Origin of the sequence: Rhodoferax potami (assembly GCF_032193765.1) — a bacterium.
GTDB classification, from domain to species: Bacteria; Pseudomonadota; Gammaproteobacteria; order Burkholderiales; family Burkholderiaceae_C; genus Allorhodoferax; species Allorhodoferax potami.
In genome coordinates this window covers 2,093,390-2,113,477 of sequence record NZ_JAVBIJ010000001.1, presented here as the reverse complement: position 1 = coordinate 2,113,477, position 20,088 = coordinate 2,093,390, and the positions used below count along the sequence as shown (strand labels likewise).

General features: G+C 61.8%; 12 protein-coding genes. 3 read left to right on the top strand and 9 right to left on the bottom strand.

Annotation, left to right across the window (positions count from 1 at the left end; translation table 11 throughout):
* Positions 1-9 precede the first annotated feature (9 nt).
* The 6 genes from RAE21_RS10105 to dinB form a co-directional block, all read right to left on the bottom strand.
* Positions 10-2,226 (bottom strand): bifunctional diguanylate cyclase/phosphodiesterase, encoded by a 2,217-nt coding sequence (locus RAE21_RS10105; RefSeq protein WP_313881249.1) that lies wholly within the window; start codon positions 2,224-2,226, stop codon positions 10-12.
* Positions 2,199-2,660, bottom strand: coding sequence for a hypothetical protein (locus tag RAE21_RS10100; RefSeq protein WP_313881248.1), 462 nt, complete (start codon positions 2,658-2,660; stop codon positions 2,199-2,201). The genes RAE21_RS10105 and RAE21_RS10100 overlap by 28 nt, the downstream gene beginning before the upstream one ends.
* Entirely contained in the window at positions 2,660-3,754 is a 1,095-nt protein-coding gene (locus RAE21_RS10095; RefSeq protein WP_313881247.1) for a TRAP transporter substrate-binding protein, read from the bottom strand. The genes RAE21_RS10100 and RAE21_RS10095 overlap by 1 nt, the downstream gene beginning before the upstream one ends.
* A 63-nt stretch (positions 3,755-3,817) precedes the next feature.
* Entirely contained in the window at positions 3,818-6,424 is a 2,607-nt protein-coding gene (locus RAE21_RS10090) for a sensor domain-containing protein (RefSeq protein ID WP_313881246.1), read from the bottom strand.
* Positions 6,425-6,452: 28 nt separating this feature from the next.
* Positions 6,453-8,012: a methyl-accepting chemotaxis protein gene (locus RAE21_RS10085; protein WP_313881245.1), complete on the bottom strand. Its 1,560-nt coding sequence runs from the start codon at positions 8,010-8,012 to the stop codon at positions 6,453-6,455.
* A 233-nt stretch (positions 8,013-8,245) separates the two neighbouring features.
* Positions 8,246-9,496: a DNA polymerase IV gene (gene dinB / locus RAE21_RS10080; RefSeq protein WP_313881244.1), complete on the bottom strand. Its 1,251-nt coding sequence runs from the start codon at positions 9,494-9,496 to the stop codon at positions 8,246-8,248.
* 105 nt (positions 9,497-9,601) lie between these two features.
* Between dinB and RAE21_RS10075 the strand changes: the two genes are divergently transcribed.
* Positions 9,602-10,954, top strand: coding sequence for an ABC transporter substrate-binding protein (locus RAE21_RS10075; protein ID WP_313881243.1), 1,353 nt, complete (start codon positions 9,602-9,604; stop codon positions 10,952-10,954).
* A gap of 16 nt (positions 10,955-10,970) precedes the next feature.
* Here RAE21_RS10075 and RAE21_RS10070 read toward each other — a convergent pair whose 3' ends face one another.
* Positions 10,971-12,116 carry an alpha-hydroxy acid oxidase gene (locus tag RAE21_RS10070; RefSeq protein ID WP_313881242.1) on the bottom strand — a complete coding sequence of 382 codons (1,146 nt, stop codon included), beginning with the start codon at positions 12,114-12,116 and terminating at the stop codon, positions 10,971-10,973.
* Here RAE21_RS10070 and RAE21_RS10065 point away from each other — a divergent pair.
* Complete coding sequence (locus RAE21_RS10065) at positions 12,115-13,494, top strand: DUF3999 family protein (protein ID WP_313881241.1); 1,380 nt, start codon at positions 12,115-12,117, stop codon at positions 13,492-13,494. The genes RAE21_RS10070 and RAE21_RS10065 overlap by 2 nt on opposite strands.
* Here the strand turns inward: RAE21_RS10065 and pbpC are convergent.
* A complete protein-coding gene (pbpC, locus tag RAE21_RS10060) occupies positions 13,448-15,721 on the bottom strand; it encodes a penicillin-binding protein 1C (RefSeq protein WP_428984061.1) in 2,274 nt (757 codons plus the stop codon). The genes RAE21_RS10065 and pbpC overlap by 47 nt on opposite strands.
* Positions 15,722-15,813: 92 nt before the next feature.
* On the opposite strand from pbpC, the gene RAE21_RS10055 reads away from it, so the two are divergent.
* Entirely contained in the window at positions 15,814-16,914 is a 1,101-nt protein-coding gene (locus RAE21_RS10055; protein ID WP_313881240.1) for an NADH:flavin oxidoreductase, read from the top strand.
* A 46-nt stretch (positions 16,915-16,960) separates the two neighbouring features.
* Here RAE21_RS10055 and RAE21_RS10050 read toward each other — a convergent pair whose 3' ends face one another.
* The gene (locus RAE21_RS10050) at positions 16,961-19,960 is read right to left on the bottom strand and encodes an EAL domain-containing protein (protein WP_313881239.1); all 3,000 of its coding nucleotides are present in this window, start codon (positions 19,958-19,960) and stop codon (positions 16,961-16,963) included.
* Positions 19,961-20,088 lie beyond the last annotated feature (128 nt).

Sequence of the window (20,088 nt, the reverse complement as noted above, 5' to 3'; positions counted from 1 at the left end):
TTACGAGCGCTAGAGGCTGATTTCTTCAGCATGTAGCGCTTTGATGAATTCAGGGGCTGGCAGCGGTGGCCCGAACAAAAAGCCCTGTTTCAGGTGGCAGCCATGGGCGGAGAGGAAGTCGCGCTGGGCTTCTGTTTCCACCCCCTCGGCCAGCACTTCGAGCCCGAGGTTGTTGCCCATGCCGATGATGGTTTGGATGATGATCGAGTCGGTCGACTGCGAGCCGATATTCCGCACAAAAGACTGGTCGATCTTGAGCTGGTCCAGCGGCAGGCGTGTCAGGTAAGAAAGCGAAGAGTGGCCGGTCCCGAAGTCATCCATCGAGAACCGCACACCTAGGGTTTTGAGCGCGTTCATTTTTTGGATCGTGTCTTCCACGTTATCCAGTACCAGGCTTTCTGTCAGCTCCAGCTTCAAAAGGTCGGCCCGTGCGCCAGTCGCGCGCAAGATCCTGGCCACCCGGTCTACAAAATCCGCTTGCCGGAACTGGCGGGCGCTGACGTTGACCGAGAGCTGCAGGTCACGGCTCCGGGGCTGGCGCTGCCACATGGCCAGTTGCGTACAGGCTTGCTCCAGCACCCATTGACCCATGGGCAGGATGAGGCCGGTTTCTTCCGCGAGCCCGATGAACTGCCCGGGCAGCACCAAGCCGTTATCCAGATGGTGCCAGCGGACGAGGGCCTCGGCACCCACGACCTGGCCCTCTTCATTGACCTGCTGCTGGTAATAAAGCTCGAAATGTTGATCGTCCAGGCTCTTGCGCAGATCGACTTCCAGGCGGGCACGGGCCTCGATGGCGGTCAGCATGCCGGGGTCAAAGAAACAGAACGCGTTGCGCCCGTTGTTTTTGACCTGGTACATCGCAATATCCGCTTGCTTGAGCAGCTCTGCAGCGTCTTGCGCGGTATCCCCGAACAAAGTGGCCCCCAGGCTGCAGGAACTCCGGTGTTGCTTGTCTCCCAGCTCAAAAGGCTCGGCCATCGCCCGCAAAATGTTGTCGCCCACCAGGCGGGCTTGGCGCGCGGCTTCCATGGTCTCGGGGCTCAAGTCCAGCAGCATGACAACAAACTCGTCGCCGCCCAGCCGGGCGACGGTGTCGCCCTCGCGGACACAGGCTTTGATGCGTACAGCAACCTGCTGCAGCAGCATGTCTCCCACGTCATGCCCCGCAGTGTCGTTCAGGGTTTTGAAGTGGTCCAGGTCCATGAACAACAAGGCGCCACGCCGGCCGCTGCGCACGCTGGTCATCAGCGCTTGCTGCAACCGGTCTGACAACAAGCGGCGGTTGGGCAGGCTCGTGAGGGGATCAAAAAATGCGAGTTGCTCAATTTCCGCGCTCGCGCGCCGCAAGCGGGTCACGTCTTGGTAAGTGATGACAACGCCACCACCGGGGGTCGGCCGTTCGGTGATTTCAATGATCCGGCCGTTGGGGAACTCCCGTTCATGGTTATGCACCCCGTGTTGCAGCAACTCCATGCGCGTGGTGACCCACTGCTGCAGGGTTTCGCGGGGCACATCGCCTAGGGTTTCAACAGCGGTAATCATCAGCAGAGCCTCAAACGAGTGCCCCACCCGGATGTGTGGCGCCTGCCACGGGTAGATTTCCAGGTAGCGCCGGTTCCAGGTGATGACCTTGCGCTCGGCATCCAGCAGCAAAAAGCCACTTTCCATCGACTCCAGCGCCTGGTCTGTGGTGGCCTTGGCATGGCTGATCGAGCGCTGGGCACGGCCCATGCTTTCAACATAGCGCAAGCCCGCGTAGCCGGCCGCCGCAATCAAGAAGCTGAACAACAGGCTCAGCATGCCGATCAGCCGTGCCTGAAAGGTCCACTCTTCCAGCGCTGTGTCCATCGGGATGCTGACCGTGATCAGCAGGTCGTTGTAGAGCATGGGCCGTGAAGCGACCAGGGCGGGCCGGTTCTGGATGCGGGAGGGCATGGTCTGCACTGCAAACTGCGACTGGGGGCTCATCACCGGGCTCAAGGCAAGGCCGCTCAAGGACTCTTGGGGCGGCACACTGGCGAGCAGGTAGCCGTTGCTGCGTTCGATCGTGGCTTCGAGCTGGCTGATGTCTGCTCCTTGCACCAACACCGTCGTCAACAGGTTGACCGGAACCTCGGCAATCGCCAACAGCTTGCTGCCATCGGCCAAGGACAAATGGCGGGCAAACAGCAGCACCATTTCTGCACTGCTGGGGCTCAAGAGTGGCCGGCTGATCGCCAACATAGATACGGGGGGCTAAGCGCCTCATTGAGAAAGCCCTCTGGTATTTCCAGTGGCGCATCCGGCGCCGGGCTGCTGGAGCTGGCCAGAACCGTGCCTTGTGCATCGACGAGCCAGACATTGCGCACCAGCAGATTCTGGCGGGTCGCACCTTGAATCAATTTACCCGCCAACGGGCCTTCCAGCCAATCGGCTTGCATGTTCTCCAGACCCAGCAAACTGCCCATGCTCGCCAGCAGCACATCAATGCCCAGCAGGCTCCGGTTCACCGCGGCTTGGGCACCGGTCACAAAGCGGGTCGCCTGGGCTTGGGCTTCAGCGACGGCATTTTTGTGCAAATCACGGATCAGGACCGTGCTGGCTGCCAGAATCGCAAATATCAGCAGGGCGGTCACAGTCACCAAGGCATGGTGGACCTTGAACATGAATTTGGCCATCAGCGGCTGTTCGGAAAAGGCATGTCGCTGGGGACCGATCCGATGGTGCTCTCCCACATGTCGCGGCAGTGCTGATTGCAGCGTTGTTGCCAACGCGGCAAGACCGTGGTTTTGACGAGCTCCCTGACGAGTTTGATGTCGTCGGGGCTGGGGTTGATCTGGGTCATTTTGCCGGGGCGACCATGCTTGCAACTGGGGTCCCCGCGGTTGCAGGCAAGCCCGTCTGCGGTCTCACGTTCGCTGGCATTCCAGATGTCGGTCTCCAGCCTTGCGAGCTCTTTTCTGAGGAGCGCCCTCAGGTCTGAGGGCAGCGCATTCCAGGCCGTCGTATTGGCGCCGAAAATAGCCAGTCCCCAGGTAAACGGCAGGTTGTACATGTGGCTTGTGATGTCAGACAGGCCGATGGTGTTACCCGACATGGTGCCGGTGATGGCGCACTCGGTATGGCCGGATTGCAGGTGCGCCAGCATTTGCCCGAACCCCACCAAAACCGGCACGCCCCCCAAGCCTTGGATCAGGTCTGCCTGGCTGGGCGAGGAGATCCGGACACGCCGCTTTTCCAGCTCGCGGAGGCTGGCCAAGGGTTTTTTGCAGAACAAGATTTGGGCCGGATAGGTGTAAATCGCCAGGGCCTCGACGCCATGTTTTTCGCGCAGTGTTTTTTGCAGGAATGGGCGGAAACTCGTTACATGCCTTTTCAGACTGGCCATGTCCGGATTCAGGCCCGACAGGTCCATGGCGCCGAACATGGGGTACTGTGAAGTGGCGGCACTCAGCAGCGCTGTACCAAAGGGAATGACTCCCAGTGACATCAAGCGCAGCATTTCCTCGGCGGGAATGCCTGACCGGTCGAAGGGTGCAATTTCAGCGCTGTACTTGCCACCGCTCAGTCGCGCCAGCTCCTGCGACCAAAACGGCTCTTCATGTTGAACGTATTGATTTAATCCGGCCAGCCCTCCGACGACCCGGAGCTTGAGCTGGGGTGATGCCGCAGTGGTTATGGGCATCAATGCCATGGCCAACCCGAGGCAGGTCAAGAAAGCCTGGCCCAGCACCCGTGCGGCGTGGCGGCACAACTCAACGTGTAGCGTCAAGGGTGTACTCCTTCAATTCAGTCGAGGCAAGGTGACACCGAAGCGGCTTTGTGTGAGCTTTCATTATGGGGCAGGGAGTTGTATCGCCATGTCTGCCATGAGTGCCTCTGGTGGCACCGGCCTGCCGAAAAAATAGCCTTGAAAGGCATCGCACTGCATGGCCGCCAATGCGTCTCTTTGTTCCGGAGTTTCCACGCCCTCGGCAATGACGGTCAGGCCGAGGCTATGGCCGAGTGCCACCACGGTGCGGGCGATCACCGCGTCGCTCGGGTCGGTGAGCACATCCCGCACAAACGATTTGTCGATCTTGAGTTGTGACAGTGGCAAGCGCTTCAGGTAAGAGAGTGACGAGTAGCCGGTGCCGAAATCATCCAGCGAAAAGTTCACACCCAGTGCCTTGATGTCCATCATCTTCGTGATGATGCCCTCCACATCATTGGCCAGCATACTTTCTGTCAACTCCAGTTTCAGTTGGGTGGCGGGTGCTTGGCTGTGCAGCAAGGCCTTCTTCACGCTTTCTACAAAACCGGGTTGGGCCAGTTGTGCCGCGCTCACGTTGACGGCCAGGGTCCAGTGGGCCGTAGCGGGGTTGCGGCTCCATGCCGCCAACTGTTGGCACGCAGAGTCCAACACCCAGTAACCCAGGGGCAAGATCATGCCGGTTTCCTCGGCCAAGGGAATGAAGTGCGCCGGCGACACCAAACCCCTGACCCGGTGGTTCCAGCGCACCAAGGCTTCTGCCCCGGTGCAGTGGCCGCGGGCGTCAATTTGGACCTGGTAATGCAGCACAAATTCGTTCCGCTCGATACCGACTTTGATCTCCTGCGCCATTGCCGCATGGGTCGCGGCGGCGGCTTGCATCACGGGGTCGAAAAAGCGGGCCGTATTTCTGCCGGCCGACTTGGCCTGGTACATGGCAACGTCTGCTTTCTTGAGCAGCTCGTCAATCGTTTCGTGGTCTTCGAAAAACACCACGATTCCGATGCTGGGCGTGCTGTTGTGCAGGTGTCCGCGCATGCGGTAGGGTTGCGCCAGCAAATCCAGGATCTTGTGCGCCACAAACTCGGCATGGCTCGCCGCTTCGTTGGGGTTGGGGCTCAAGTCCTCCAGCAACACCACAAATTCATCGCCGCCCAGGCGTGCCACGCTGTCGCCCTCGCGGATACACATGCGCAAGCGGGTTGCCACTTGCTGCAAGAGCTCATCGCCCACGTCGTGGCCCAAGGTGTCGTTGAGCAGCTTGAAATGGTCGAGGTCCAGAAACATCAGCGCCCCATGGCGTCCGTGGCGTGCGCTGTTGATCATGGCTTGCCGGACCCGGTCCATCAGCAAGCGCCGGTTGGGCAGGTTGGTCAAGGGGTCATAAAACGCCAGTCGCCGGATTTCTTCCTCGTCGTGGCGTTGTTGGGTAATGTCCCGCAGCGTCACCACAAAGGTTTCGGGTTCTGAAAACGGGATTTTGGAGGCCGACAGGCTGATAGGCCGTAGCGCACCGCCCTTGTCGAGCCCGCCCACTTCAAAGTTGCCGCCTTGCGCGCTTTCTGCCGCATGCAGCAGTTCGAGGTGCCCCTGCCCATCTGCCGGCAGCGTTGTGCCCAAAAGGTCGTTCAGGTGCTGCGGTTGCTCGGTCACCGCATCCAACCCCATCATGCGGCACGCAGCATTGTTGAAGGTGTGAACCTTTCCTGTGCGGTCCACGGTGACAAGCCCGTCCACCATGCTGTCCAGAATGGCTTGCCGGTACAGGCCTGCAGCGACCAATGCGCGTTGGTCCCGCTGGATTTTTCGTTCGTTTTTATCGCTCTCGATCGCCAGGCTCAATAAATAAGCACTGCGTCGCGACGCTTGTAGCTCACTGTCGGTCGGAACGCGGGGCTCCCGGTAATAGTTCGCAAAAGTGCCGAGCACCCGGCCCTTGGTCGAGCGAATTGGCATGGACCAGCAGGCCCTCAGCTGATGCTTTGCGGCCAGTTCCCGATAGTCGGTCCAGAGCGGGTCGTTGGCTATATCGGACACCACCACTTCTTCACCGATGAACGCTGCAGTGCCACAAGACCCGGTGCGGGGACCAATAGGGGTGCCATGGATGGCTTGGTTGTATTCGACCGGCAGGCTGGGCGCTGCGCCGTGCAGCAGATGCCGCTCTTCCTCATCCATCAGCAACACTGAGCCGATAGCCCCCGGAAAGATATGCTCGAAACGTGCAATAAATTCCGACATGATGTCCACCAGAGGCACGCTGGAGGCCAGCATCTCCAGCAGGCTTCTCTCGGCCGCGTTTTGCTGCTGCAACTGGTGCTGCTCGGTGACGTCGATGCTGGTGCCCACCACAAAGGCGGGCTTGCCGGAGGGGTCAAATACCGGCGTCAGCGTTGTTTGGATATGCCGCGCAGAAAACTCGCTTTCCAGCTTGAACAAGTCCTCTTGGGTGATGGTTCGCCCTTGTTGAAAGGCCTGCTGGTCTTGCTCGGTAAAGAACCGGATTTGCTCCGCGTTAAACCCGGTTTGCGGGTTCCCGTTGCCCGCCGGAGCGCCCAGCTGGGTCTGCCACGCCTTGTTGACGTAAATCAGCTCTCCAACGGCGTTCTTGATGAACACCGGCTGTGGGATGGCATGCAGCAGAGCTAACAGCGCATCGTGATCCAGCGTCGCGAGTTTGGAGAAAGGCATATCTTCCAAATCATGGTGGTTTGCATCCCTATGGTAGCTGGAATACCTGGATGGCCCGGGCAACGGAAGCGGTGCTGTCTGTGAGTCCGTCCGCGGAGGCGGCAGACTCCTCGGCCAAGGCGGCGTTTTGTTGGGTCACGGTGTCCAGCTGGGTCACCGCCTCGTTGACTTGGGCGATCCCGATGGCCTGCTCCTTGGCGGCATTGGTGATCATGTTGATGAGGTTGCCCACTTCCTGGACCTGGGCCACCACATGGTCGATGGTTTCGCCGGCGCTGCGCATCTGGTTGGAGCCTTCAGAAATCTGCTCGGACGACTGGGCAATCAGCTCCCGGATTTCTTTGGCGGCTGTCGCGCTGCGCTGGGCCAATGCCCGCACTTCGCTGGCCACCACCGCAAAGCCCCGGCCTTGCTCACCCGCACGGGCTGCCTCAACGGCAGCGTTCAGCGCCAGGATGTTGGTCTGGAAGGCAATCCCCTCGATCACGCCAATGATGTCGCGCATTTTGCTGGAGGAGCGGTCGATCTCTTCCATGGACTGAATCACTTTGTGAACCACCTCGCCGCCGTTGGATGCGGCTTGGGTGCTGCGCGCGCTTTGCTCGGCAACACGGCTGGCGGTGTCTGCGGTTTGTTTGACCGTGCTCGAGAGCTCTTCCATTGAAGCTGCAGTTTCTTCCAGGCTGCTGGCCTGGGATTCAGTACGCCCTGACAAATCCATGCTGCCCGATGCAATCTCGCTGGCAGATTTGGTCAGGATGTCCACCTCTTCGCGCACATCCCCCACCACTGCGCGCAGGTTGATTTGGATCTGGCGCAGCGCACCGATCATGTCGCCCAAAGGCGGCGGATAGTCGCTGTTAACAGAGCTGCGCAGGTTGCAACCAGCAAGGTCATAAGCGAACTGTTGAGCCGCTCCCATTCCTGCGGATAAGCGAACCCTGAACCATGTGAGCACCCCTGTAGCCCCCACGACCAACGAGGCGAGCTGCGCCCAGAACAGCGTGCTGCCTTGTAGGCCCAGGAAATCCGGAACCATGCCAAGGCACACCATCCCGACGAGCGCCAGGCCCAGGCGGGTGGTCAAATTCATCCGGCCCAAGGCACCAGCCCAACCCCTGATTCCACGGTAGCGGACGTGTCCGCCCCGCAAATAGACGGTGGACTTTCCTGACTTTTCTTCATCCCGCAACTGCGCGTAAAGGGCCTCGGCCGCGGCGATTTCCTGACGGCTTGGTTTGACCCGCACCGACATATAGCCCTTGGGCTTGCCGTTTTCCAGAACCGGCGTGACGTTGGCTTGCACCCAATAGTGGTCACCGTCTTTGCGTCGGTTTTTCACCAGGGCGGTCCAAGGGTGGCCGTGGCCAATGGTGTTCCACATATCCCGGTAGGCAGCAGGCGGCATATCCGGATGGCGCACCAGGTTGTGGTTCTGGCCGATGAGCTCTTCGTAGGTGAATCCGCTGGTCTCCACGAAGGCGTGGTTGCAATGGGTGATGACGCCTTTGCTGTCGGTCATCGACACCAGCATTCGATCGGCGGGATAGTCGTACTCGCGCTGAGTCACCGGTAAGTTCACACGCATTGATCATTCCTCCTGGAGCTAGTGGTTTGGCTTCTGTCAATACAGCTTTATTTAGCATCCGTTGACCATTTGAAGTCAATGCAGATAAGCGTTCGATTCACTCGCTTTATGCGTTGACTTGATCTTGGTCAATTTCAAAAGCCGTGCACGCAAATTCCATGCAGCCAAAAGCTAAGATATGTGCTACCCGCAGCAGAACTCGTTAATGAGGTTGGCCAAAGACTGCGGCGTACTCAGTCGAAAAGCCAACCGGTCTCGGGGGTAGCTTCACTCTTCTCTGAAGCGGCGTGCGACGGGTCTAACGCAGCGAGTGCGCCCACTTTTACCCCCAACAGCCTGAGCCGGCGTTGCAGTGGAGCGCGTTTGAGGCATTGGCCGGCAATACGGCGAATTTCTGCCGCGTCGGCGGTGTAGTGCGCGATGGTCATGTCGCGGGTGACGCTCTTGAAGTCGTCAAAGCGCAATTTGATGCCGATGGTTTTACCCACGTAGCCTTTGCGCTGCAGGTCCTCGGCCACCTGCTCGCACAAGTGGGTGAAGATGGCTCCCAGTTCGGCCTTGTCGCGCACCGCATGCAGATCACGGTCAAAGGTCGTCTCGCGGCTCATGCTGACCGGTTCGCTCTCGGTTTCTACCGGCCGGTCGTCTTGCCCGTGGGCCGCGGCGTGCAGCCAGGCGCCGGTGCGGGGCCCAAAGGTGTCCATCAGCCATTGCAAATCTTTGGCGGCCAGTTGGCCAATGGTTTCGACGCCGTGTTTTTTGAGCTTCTCGTCGGCTTTGGGGCCGATGCCATTGATTTTGCGACAGGCCAAGGGCCAAATCATGGTTTCCAGGTCACTCTCCTGGACGATGGCAATACCGTTGGGCTTGTTAAATTCGCTGGCCATTTTGGCCAGCAACTTGTTGGGCGCCACGCCTACCGAGCAGGTGAGGCCGGTGTCATCAAAAATTGCCTTTTGGATCAGCTTTGCCAAGCTCCTTCCCCCTTGGCGCTGGCCGCCGGGCACCTCGGTAAAGTCGATGTACACCTCATCTACCCCGCGGTTTTCCATCACCGGGGCTATCTCGGTGATGATGGCCTTGAATCGTTGTGAGTAGTGCCGGTACTGCGCAAAGTCCACCGGCAACAAAATGGCCTGCGGGCACAGCTTGGCCGCTTTCATCAGGCCCATGGCCGAGCCTACGCCGAACTGGCGCGCGGCATACGTGGCGGTGGTAATGACGCCGCGCCCGGTGTAGCCCTCTAGAAGGGGGAACTCTGCGACCGGAATGTCGTGCAGCGGCGTGTCGGCATGCTTGACCAAGAGTGCGTCATCCGCATGCCGCCGCCCGCCGCCAATCACCACGGGTAGCCCTTTGAGTTGCGGGTAGCGCAGCAACTCGACCGAGGCATAAAACGCATCCATGTCCAGGTGCGCAACACGCCGCACAGATGCGGCAGGCGGGGCAGGGGTGGTCAGATCGTTCGGCATTTCGGCGAGCATAGCAAGCGATGGCGGGGTGCAAACCGCTCAGTGGTCTAATAGAGGGCAGGGAGATCCGGGGCCACTAAAACACAAAAACGCCCCAAGCACTGAAAAAGCGGTGTCGTGATTCCACAGTCTTTTTTGAGTACGCGACGCAGGCGTTTGATAGGCAGCGGTGCGCTTGCCGTGTTCGGCAGCGCTTTTGCCCGGGCCAGCAATGCAGCAGAAGACCGCTTTGCCCGGTTCAGTGGGCAAAGCGTGTCATTTTGTGTGCCTGATCACCCCCACTACGACGCGATGCTGCGTTTGCTGCCCCAGTTCACCGCAGAGACCGGCATCAAGGTGAACGTGGCCCGCGAAAACATCTTGCGCATGAAGCATGTGCAAATGGCGGGAATGGCCAAGCCCCAGTCGGAGTTCGACCTGGTGACTTACATCGTCACCTGGAAGAGCGAGTTTGTGAAAAAGAACCTGTTGTTGCCGCTGGAGCCCTTCTTCAAAGACAAGCAGCTGGCAAACCCCGACTACGCTTTTGGCGACCTGGTGCCGCGCTATGTGCAAAACATCGGGCTGGTGGGCGGCCCCAAGGGCTATTTGCCGGGTCCGGGGGCCCGCCTTTACGGTTTGCCGTATGGCGCTGAAACCTCGGTGCTGGCCTACCGCCGCGATGTTTTTGAAAAGCATGGCTTTGCGCCCCCACGCACTTATGCCGAGCTCTCGGCGCTGCTCGCCCCTTTGCGTGAGCGGACCGGCATGGCGGCACTCACCTCACGCGGGCAGTCCGGCCACAACTGTGTGCACGCGTGGTTGCTGCACCTCAATGCGCTGGGTGGCCAGGTGTTCGACGAGCGCTGGATGCCCCTTTTCCACAAAGCGCCGGGTGTGCAAGCGCTGCAATTGCTCAAACACATTGCAGACACCGGCCCCAAGGGCATGGCTAACTTTTCGTACAACGACATGCTCTCGAGTTTTCTGCAGGGCGAGAGCGCTATGTACCTCGACTCAACGGCCGTGTTCGGCGCGGTGCGCAACTCTCCGGCGTCCAAAATTGACGGCAAAGTCAGCTATGTCTTGCACCCTAAGGGGGTGCAATACGCCTCGCAATCCGGCGGGCTGGGCCTGGCGATTCCCCGCACCTCCGCCCGCTCGGAGGCCTCGTTTTTGCTGATGCAGTGGCTGACCTCCAAGGCCCAGGACAAGGCGGTGGTCAGGCTGGGCGGCGGGCCCACCCGGGTGTCGACGATGGAAGACGTGTCGCTGGTGCGCATGTTCCCTGAGTTCGTGACCCTGAAAGAGCAGCTCCGCTACGCAAGCCCTGATTGGCGCCCCATCATCCCCGAGTGGGACGAAATCAACACCGGCCCCTTGGGCGCCGCGGTGCACCAAGGCCTGACCGGCGCCAAGCCGGCCATCCTTGCGTTAGGTGACATTGTGCGGCGTGTCAACGAAATCATGACTGCAGCGGGCTACCGCTAAGCCGCACGCGCCAGTTTCAGTAGGTGCCCGGCACCAGAATGTTGCGGTCCACGTTTTGGATGTTGGTGTGGCCGCAGAAGGCCATGGTCACGTCCAGCTCTTTGTGGATGATCTGCAGCGCCTTGGTCACTCCGGCCTCGCCCATGGCGCCCAAGCCGTAAACCATCGCGCGGCCGATCATGGTGCCCTTGGCGCCCAGTGCCCAGGCCTTGAGCACATCCTGCCCGCTGCGGATGCCGCCATCCATCCAGACTTCGAGTTGGTCGCCCACGGCCGCCACGATGGCCGGCAGTGCGCTGATGCTGCTGGGGGCGCCGTCCAGCTGGCGGCCGCCGTGGTTGCTCACCACAATCGCATCGGCACCGCTCTGGGCGGCCAACACCGCGTCTTCTACATCCTGAATGCCCTTGAGGATGAGCTTGCCGCCCCATTTCTCTTTGACCCATTTCACATCGTCCCACGACAGGCGGGGGTCGAACTGTTCGTTGGTCCAGGCGGCCAGCGACTTCATGTCGCTGACCGACTCCACATGTCCCACCAGGTTGCGGAAGGTGTGGCGCTTGGTGCCCAACATGCCCAGGCACCAGCGCGGCTTGGTGGCCAGGTTGATGATGTTGCCAATCGTGGGGCGGGGTGGCGCGCTCAAGCCGTTTTTCAGGTCTTTGTGGCGCTGGCCGATGACTTGCAGGTCCAGCGTCAGCACCAGGGCACTGCAGCGCGCGGCACGGGCGCGCTCGATCATTTTGGCCATGGCGTTGCGGTCCCGCATCATGTAGAGCTGGAACCAGAAGGGGGCGCTGGTGTTCTCGGCAATGTCCTCGATAGAGCAAATGCTCATGGTGGACAGCGTGAAGGGAACGCCGAACTTTTCGGCAGCCCGCGCAGCATGGATCTCGCCATCGGCGTGTTGCATGCCGGTCAGGCCCACGGGCGCAATCGCCACCGGCATTTTGGCCGCGGTGCCCACCATGGTGGTGGCAGTGGTGCGGTTTTCCATGTTCACGGCGACGCGCTGGCGCAGCTTGATCTTCTGGAAATCTTCTTCATTGGCACGGTATGTGCCTTCGGTCCAGGAGCCGGAGTCGGCGTAGTCGTAAAACATGCGGGGTACCCGCTTTTGGGCCAGAACGCGCAAGTCTTCAATATTCGTGATCACAGGCATGCAAAGTCTCCTTCATCGTTGCGGCATCGTAGTCCGCAGGCGATGGTTTGCCCGTGAAATCCACCCCGCGGCGCGTGAAATTATTGAAATCACCCGCTTCGCACTAGTCTCGGGCCTGCTGTGGGGCGCCGTGGCGGCCGGTGCCGAGCCGCCTGCGGCAGCATCCCCACCATCACCTTCACCCCGTGTGTCTGAGTTCGCCTGGGTCGGCACCGTGGCTGGGGTGGAGCCCGGCGGCTTGGTGCGCATTGCCTTGCCGGCTGATGCGCTGACCCGCCTGCAAAGTCGCGCCGGCCACGATGTACGGGTGCTCAACGCCGCGGGCGAGGTAATTCCCTATGCCGTGACAGGCGGCGATGCGTCCCAGCGCCCCCGCCACGCGGTGCAGACCCGGGCCTTCCCCTTGTCATCCACGAGCATCCAAGCGATTGCCGACCTGCGCTCCGAGGTGCAGCTGCTCGCGGCCCTGGACCTGAAGGGCGTGTGGCCCCGCAACGCGCTGGTGCATCTGCAGCTAGCGGTCAGCCACAACCTGCAGGACTGGACCCCGGTGCCGGTGAAGGGGCCCGTGTACCGGTTTGACGGTGCCGACTCACCGGTCAACACCGTTCTCGAGTTGGAAGAGCCACTGGCCGCAGAGGGGCGCTACTTGCGGATTACCTGGCCGGGGCACACCGGCGTCAAGCTCGCGAGCCTGACTGGGCGGGTGGCGGGCTTACGCGTAGCAGCCAGCCCGGTGCGCGCCGAGTTAGGCGCAGGTGTTGCCGATGGCACCTCGGGGCTGGTGTGGGCTTTTCCGTTTGCCACACCAGTGAGCGCGGTGCACCTGCACATGCCCCCGGGCGGCGAGCCGGTGCCCCTGCGCATCTCGGCGCGCGTCGACCCTGCGCAGCCGTGGAAGTTGCTGGCCTCCACGGTGGTGTACCGCGATGCGCTGCCGGGCGGGCAAGGCATGAACCCGCCGCAGCCTTTGCCAGAGATGCCGATCGCGCAGATGCGCATAGAGGCGGGCAACGGGGTACCTTTCCCGGCAGGGGGCCTGCGGCTGACCGCCGAGCTGGCGCCCTTGCAGGTGCTGTTTCTGGCCACAGGCCAAGGGCCTTACACCGTGGTGGCGGGCAGAGCTGGCACCGCGCAGGCTGCGGTAGAGCTGGCGAGTCTGATTCCCGGGCCGGCCATGGTGCCTGACATCGTGCCGCTGCGGCCCGTCAAGCAGCTGCGGGCGGTGCTGCCGGGTGCCCCCCAGTTGTGGGCCGCATCGCTCATGCCTGCACAGTGGGTGCTGCGCGGGCCGGTGTTGTGGGCGGCACTTTTGGCGGCGCTGGCAGTGCTTATGGCCGCCGTGTTGGGGCTGTTGCGGCTGGCGCGCCGCCCTTGACGCCGGCGCCCCGCACCTCCAGGCGCACCTGGTCGAGCACCTTGCCTTTGGCGTCCACGATCTGAATCACATGCCGCCCCGGCCAGGGCAGCCACAGGGCGGTGTTGCCTTTGGCGACTTGTTTGCCGTCGATCAGCCAGCGCAAGTTGCTGCCTTCGGCCTCCAGGCTCAGTCGCTGGGCTTGGGGCGGGATGTCGGGGTCCAGCGCGAGGATGGTGCCGTTGGTGGGGGCCGTGATGCGGGCCGTGCCTGGGCCACTGATACTGGAGATTTTTGAATCATTTGGGCCTCTGGCGCTCGTGGAGTATGCGCGAGTAGCTCCTTTTTCCATAGCAAAACTGCTCTGCTCGGTGCCGCTGATGAACCACTCGCTACGGGGCGCTTCACCTTCCACCGTCACCGTTTTTTGTACCAGTCCCGCGGGTGGCTGGGGGGCGCGGCTGTTGCGTTGGCGGTGCAGCTGGTTCATCACCGCTGCCCAGATGGGAGCCGCGCCGGTGGTGCCACTCACGTCCCACATGGGCGCGCCGTTGGCGTTGCCCACCCACACGCCTACGGTGTAGCGCTGGCTGTAACCCACGGCCCAGTTGTCGCGCATGTCTTTGCTGGTGCCGGTTTTGACGGCGGCCCAGAAGCGGGTGGCTAACACGCTGTCGGTGCCGAAGGTACGGGCACGCGCCATCGGGTCACTGAGGATGTCGCCCACGATGAAGGCGGCCCGCGCATCCAGCGCCGGGCTGAAGGGCGGATGCGTGCGGCCCACGGTGAGGCGGGTGGGGCTGGCCCGGCCGCCATTGGCCAGGGTGCGGTAGCTGTTGGTCAGGTTGAGCAGCGTGGTCTCAGCACTGCCCAGGGCCAGGCTGTAGCCAAAAAAGTCGCCGCTCTCTTTGAGCGGCATGCCCAGTCGGGCCAGCTGTTTCTGAAAAGCGTCGGGCGACACCATGACCAGCGTGCGCACTGCAGGCACATTGAGCGAGGCGCCCAGTGCCGTGCGGGCTGACACCCAGCCTTTGAACTGGCGGTCGTAGTTTTGCGGGATGTAAAGGCCACCACTCGTCTGGATCTGGGTAGCAGAGTCTTCGAGCAGGGAGGCGGCGGTGATGCGCCTCTCTGCGAGCGCCTGCCCGTACAAAAATGGCTTGAGCGTGGAGCCGGGCTGGCGCAGCGAGGTCACAAAGTCCACCTCGGGCGCGGCGCTCAAGGGGCCGCTACTGTTGACCCAAGCCAGCACCTCGCCGCTGGCGTTGTCCAGCACCAGGGCGGCTGCATCTTCCACATGGCGACCGGCCAGCTCGCGCAGCTGGGTTTGCAGGGTGAGTTGGGTAAAGCGCTGCAAGGGCGCGCTCAAGCTGCTGCGCACCGTGGTCGGGGCCGAAGCACCCTCGGGGCTTGCCGCACTCGGGGGGCGCAGCAGCTGCCGCGCCACATGGGGGGCCAAGCCCTCGCTGGCGGCAAACTCACGGCGGCTCAGGGTGCCAGACACCATCAGCGCGATGGCGTCGCAGCCGCTGGCCGCGCTGGTAGTTGCTGCTGTCTTTGATGTTGACGTGGATGTTTCGGCAGGGGCCTCCAGGCTGCTGAGTACGCTGCAGGCGCGCTGTGCCACTTGGGTCTCTTTGGCATTGGGGGCGCGAATCAGGGCGGCCGTGATCGCGGCCTCACGGTTGTCCAGGCCATGTGGCGCTTTGCCAAACAGGCTGCGGCTCAGCGCATCAATGCCCACCAGCTCCCCGCGGAAGGGCACCAGGTTCAGGTAGGCCTCCAGAATCTGGTCTTTGCGCCAGCTGCGCTCCAGGCTTTGGGCCGAGAGGGTTTGCCCCACTTTTTGCACCACACTGCGGCCGCCACCACCGCGCCGCAAGTCCTCATCCAGCAAACCCGCCAGCTGCATGGTCAGTGTGGATGCACCGCGTGTGCGGGTGTTCCACAGATTGCCCCAGGCCGCGGCGGACACGGCCCGCCAGTCCACCCCGCTGTGCTCGTAAAAGCGCTTGTCCTCGGAGAGCACCAGCGCCGTGCGCAGGGCGGGCGACACATCGGCCAGCGCCACCCATTGCCCGCGGCGCACCGTGGCATCGGTGCGCAGGCGGTGCAGCACTTCGCCTTGGCGGTCGAGCAGCAAGGTGTCTGAGGGCCTGTAGCCAGCCTTTACTTGCTCAAAAGTGGCGTTGGCGCATGCGGATCCTGCGCTGGTAGCTATCAAAATAGTAGCAATAACCAGGCGCAGCTTGTCTGTAGCCTTGGTGACCTTGGGCACGGTGTGCCGTGGCCGGTCTGCGTAAACTGTGTTGATCTGCAACCCACCCACCTTTTGCTCTTATGTCTAACGCCGCACCCTTGTTCCAGCCCTTTGCCTTCAAAGGCTTGAAGTTGGCCAACCGCATTGTCATGGCACCCATGACCCGTTCTTTCTCGCCCGGCGGAGTGCCTACTCCGGCCGTTACCGAGTATTACTGCAAGCGCGCTGCTGCCGCGGTGGGGCTGATTGTTTCTGAGGGTACGGTGGTGCAGCGGCCGTCAGCCTCTAATGACCCGGATGTGCCGCACTTTTGGGGCGATGCCGCTTTGGGTGCTTGGCAAGACGTTATCAACTCAGTGCACCAGGCCGGTGGCGTGATGGCGCCGCAGCTCTGGCACGTGGGCGCTGCCCGCAACCCCCGCACCACCTGGACTGCGCCACCGCCGATTGACTCGCCGTCGGGCCTGTCCCGCCCCGGAAAAGCCTTTGGCGAGCCGATGACGGACGAAGCCATTGCCGACACCATCGCCGCATTCGCTAAAGCCGCCGGTGCCGCCAAGCGCCTGGGCTTTGACACCATCGAACTGCATGGCGCCCACGGCTATTTGATCGACCAGTTTTTCTGGGAAGGTACTAACCAACGCACCGACAAATACGGTGACGATTTGGTAGCCCGTGGCCGCTTTGCGGCTGAAATTTTGAAGGCCGTGCGCGCCGAAGTGGGGCCCGACTACCCGGTCATCATCCGCCTGTCGCAGTGGAAGCAGCAGGACTACAACGCCCGTATCGCCCAGACGCCTGACGAAATGGCCGCTTGGCTGCAGCCACTGGCGGATGCGGGTGCCGACATCTTCCACTGCTCGCAACGCCGCTTCTGGGAGCCGGAGTTTGAGGGCTCTGACCTGAACTTTGCCGGCTGGGCCAAGAAGCTTACCGGCCGCCCCACCATCACCGTGGGCTCAGTGGGCCTGAGCGGCGAGTTCATTGCCTCGTTTGGTGGCGAAAGCTCCAAGCCTGCTTCGCTGGATGAGTTGATGCGCCGTTTCGACCGCGGTGACTTTGATTTGGTAGCCGTAGGCCGCGCGCTCATCAGCGACCCGGACTGGGCTCTGAAAGTGCGCGACGGCCGCATGTCCGAGCTGTCGGACTTTTCGCCCGCAGCGCTGGCCAGTTTGGTTTAACGGGTACCCGCCCGGGGCTGCAGCCGTAGCGTTGCAGCCCCCGTGCTCACGCGTGGGCTTCTTGGGCGCTTTCCAACACGATGTCAATCGCCTCTGGCTTGTGCAGGTAGTAGCCCTGCACAAAGTCAATGCCGATCTCGCGCACGCGCTCCAGCACCTCGGCCCGGTCTACAAATTCCGCCACGGTTTTCACCCCGACGACTTGGGCCACCGCTGCAAAACAACGGACTGCTGCGTCGTCCAAAGGGTCGTCAATGACGTCGCGGATGAATTGCCCATCAATCTTGAGAAGATCAACGCTCAGGTTCTTCAGGTAGCCAAAGGATGACGCGCCGGCCCCAAAGTCATCCAGCGCAATGCGCAAGCCGAGCTTTTTGGCTTGCTCGACAAACACACTGGCATCCGCCATGTTGGTGACGGCCGCAGTTTCGGTAATTTCGAGGCAGATCCGCTGGCAGATGGCCGGGCCGGCGTTTTGCAGCATCTCAAACGCCTGGCGGTGGAATGCCCTGTCGCCGATAGATTGCCCCGAGAGGTTGACGCACAAGGTGTCAATGCCTGACAAATGCGGCGTCTCCCGCAGGCACTGGATGGCGTGTTTGAGCACCCAACGGTCGATGCGCGAGGCCAGGTGGAATCGTTCTGCCGCGGGCAGGAATGCGCCGGGTTGCACCAGGCTTCCGTCGGTCTCGCGCAAGCGCACCAGCACTTCTGCATGGAGACCATGCACGCCATCGTCCAAGGCGGTGATCCGCTGTGCGTACAAGACGAACCGGTTTTCGTCCAAGGCTTGCTCAAGGCGGGCGGCCCACTGCATTTCGCCATGGCGGGCGTGCATTGCGAGGTCGGTGTCAAACCAGGCGTGCACCCGGTTGCGACCTGCGTCTTTGGCGGCGTAGCAAGAGATGTCTGCAGCCTGCATGGCAGCGGCGACATTGGCCCAGCGGTTGTCCACCGGCACCAGGCCAATGCTGGTTCCGATGCGGAATCGTTTGCCGTCATGGATGAAGCGGAAATCGTCCATGCGCTCACAAATTTGCTGGGCCACGCGTTGCGCATGCTCTGCGGAGCAATGCTCCAAGATCACCCCAAACTCATCACCACCCAAGCGCGCCAATGTGTCACGGGTGCGAACCACCTCGCTCAATAACTTGCTCACTTGCTGCAACAGCTGGTCGCCCACGGAGTGGCCGCAGGCATCGTTGACGAGTTTGAATTGGTCCAGGTCAATGAACAAAAGCGCGTGGTTACTCCGGTCCTCGTGGGCCCGGTTGAGCACATTGCGCAGCCGCGTTTCAAACTCGGTCCGGTTGACCAGGCCGGTGAGGGCATCGTGGGTCGCACGGAAACTCATTTCGCCGCTGAGACGGCGCTGTTCGGTGACATCGTGAAACACCAACACAACGCCCAGAATCTCGCCGCTGTCGCTGCGGATGGGGGCGGCCGAGTCTTCGATACCGTACTCCTTGCCTTCGCGGGAGATCAGAAGAGTTTGGTGTGCCAAGCCGGTGGTTTTCCCTTGGGCAAGGCAGGTGGTCACCGGGTTTTCTGTAGGGGCGCGGGTCTCTTCATTGACGATATGGAACACATGCCCGATGGGCTTGCCCTTGGCTTCGGTGTTCAGCCAGCCGGTCATGCGCTCTGCCACCGGGTTGAGCCAGGTGATCTCGCCTGCTGCGTCGGTGGTGATGACGGCGTCGCCGATGGACTGCAGGGTGACACGCAACAACTCGTGCTGGCGTGCAAGGTCTGCGCTGATGTTGTGCAGTTTGGTGATGTCTTGAAACGTGCCGACCAAGCGCACCGGTGCGCCTTCGTGGAATTCAGCAGCGCCCACGGCGCGCACCCAAATCTCGGTGCCGTTCGCTTGGGTGAAGGGGAGCTCCAGGTCCCAGCCCTGGCCGGTTGCCATCGCCGTCTCGACGGCGGCTTGTATCACCGGCCTGGCTTCTGGCGCGTAGAAGTTGATGGCTGTGGCGACTTCCGGCACAAAGTCAGGGGGCACCCCGTGAATTTCATGGGTCTGGCCTGACCAGACGAGCGTGCCTGTGGCCAGGTCCATCTCCCAGCCGCCCACGCGCGCCACTTGACCGGTGCGCTGCAAGCGCTGCTCGCTTTGGCGCAGCGCGTCGTCCTGGCGTTTGCGTTCGGTAATGTCTTCTACTGAGCCCACATAGCCGGTTACGTGGCCTGACTCGTCTTGATTGGCCCGCGCCCGCGCGCGCACGGTGCGTACTTCTCCGTCGCCGCGCGAGATGCGGAATTCCGCGTCAAACTCAAGCCGCTGCAGGGCGGTTTGTTGCCACTCGGTGAACACCGCACCCTTGTCATCGGGGTGCAGGGCCTGCATCCATCCGTCGCCCAGGCTCTGGTAGTAGTCCAAGCCGTAAATCTCTTGCCAGCGGGAGTTGGTGTAGGTGCAGGCACCTTGCGCATCGGTTGCAAAGACGCCGAGGGGGGACACCTCGCTCAATGCCCGGAAGCGCAATTCGTTCTCGGCCAAGATTTGCGCCGTTTTTTGAGCTTCCAGATGCAGCTGCCGCTCGTGTTCAATGGCACGGCGCCCTTCGAGCGCATGCACGGCGGCGGCGGCCAAGTGGGTCAGAATTTCGCGCTGTTGCTCCGTGAGTTGGCGGGGTACGCGGTCAATCACACAAAAGGTGCCTGCACGGGTGCCGTCACCCAGCCGCAAAGGGGCGCCTGCATAAAACCGGATGTCCGGGTTGCCGGTGACCAAGGCGTTGTCGGCAAAGCGCACATCTGCGGTCGCGTCAGGAACCTCCAAAATCTCATCGGCCAAAATGGCGTGCGCGCAAAACGCGAGTGCGCGCGGCGTCTCCGTGACGCCGGGAAGCCCGACATTGGCTTTGAACCACTGGCGCTCTGTATCGACCAGGCTGATCAACGAGATCGGCACATTGCAGACCACAGCCGCTGCTTGCACCAAGGCGTCGAATGCCTGCTCGGGCGCAGTGTCAAGAATGCCGAGGTCGTGAAGGGCTGCGAGTCGTCGGGACTCGTTGTCCGGAAGGGGGGCTTGTGGCATGTCTGCAGTACTCGGAGAGCGACAACCCGAGGGCGTCGCGTTTGACTAGATTTGCGAATTTAACAATTTTTCAGAGACTTTGGGGGATTGAATGCCGACATCACCTTGAAGCTAGCTCTTTTTGTTTA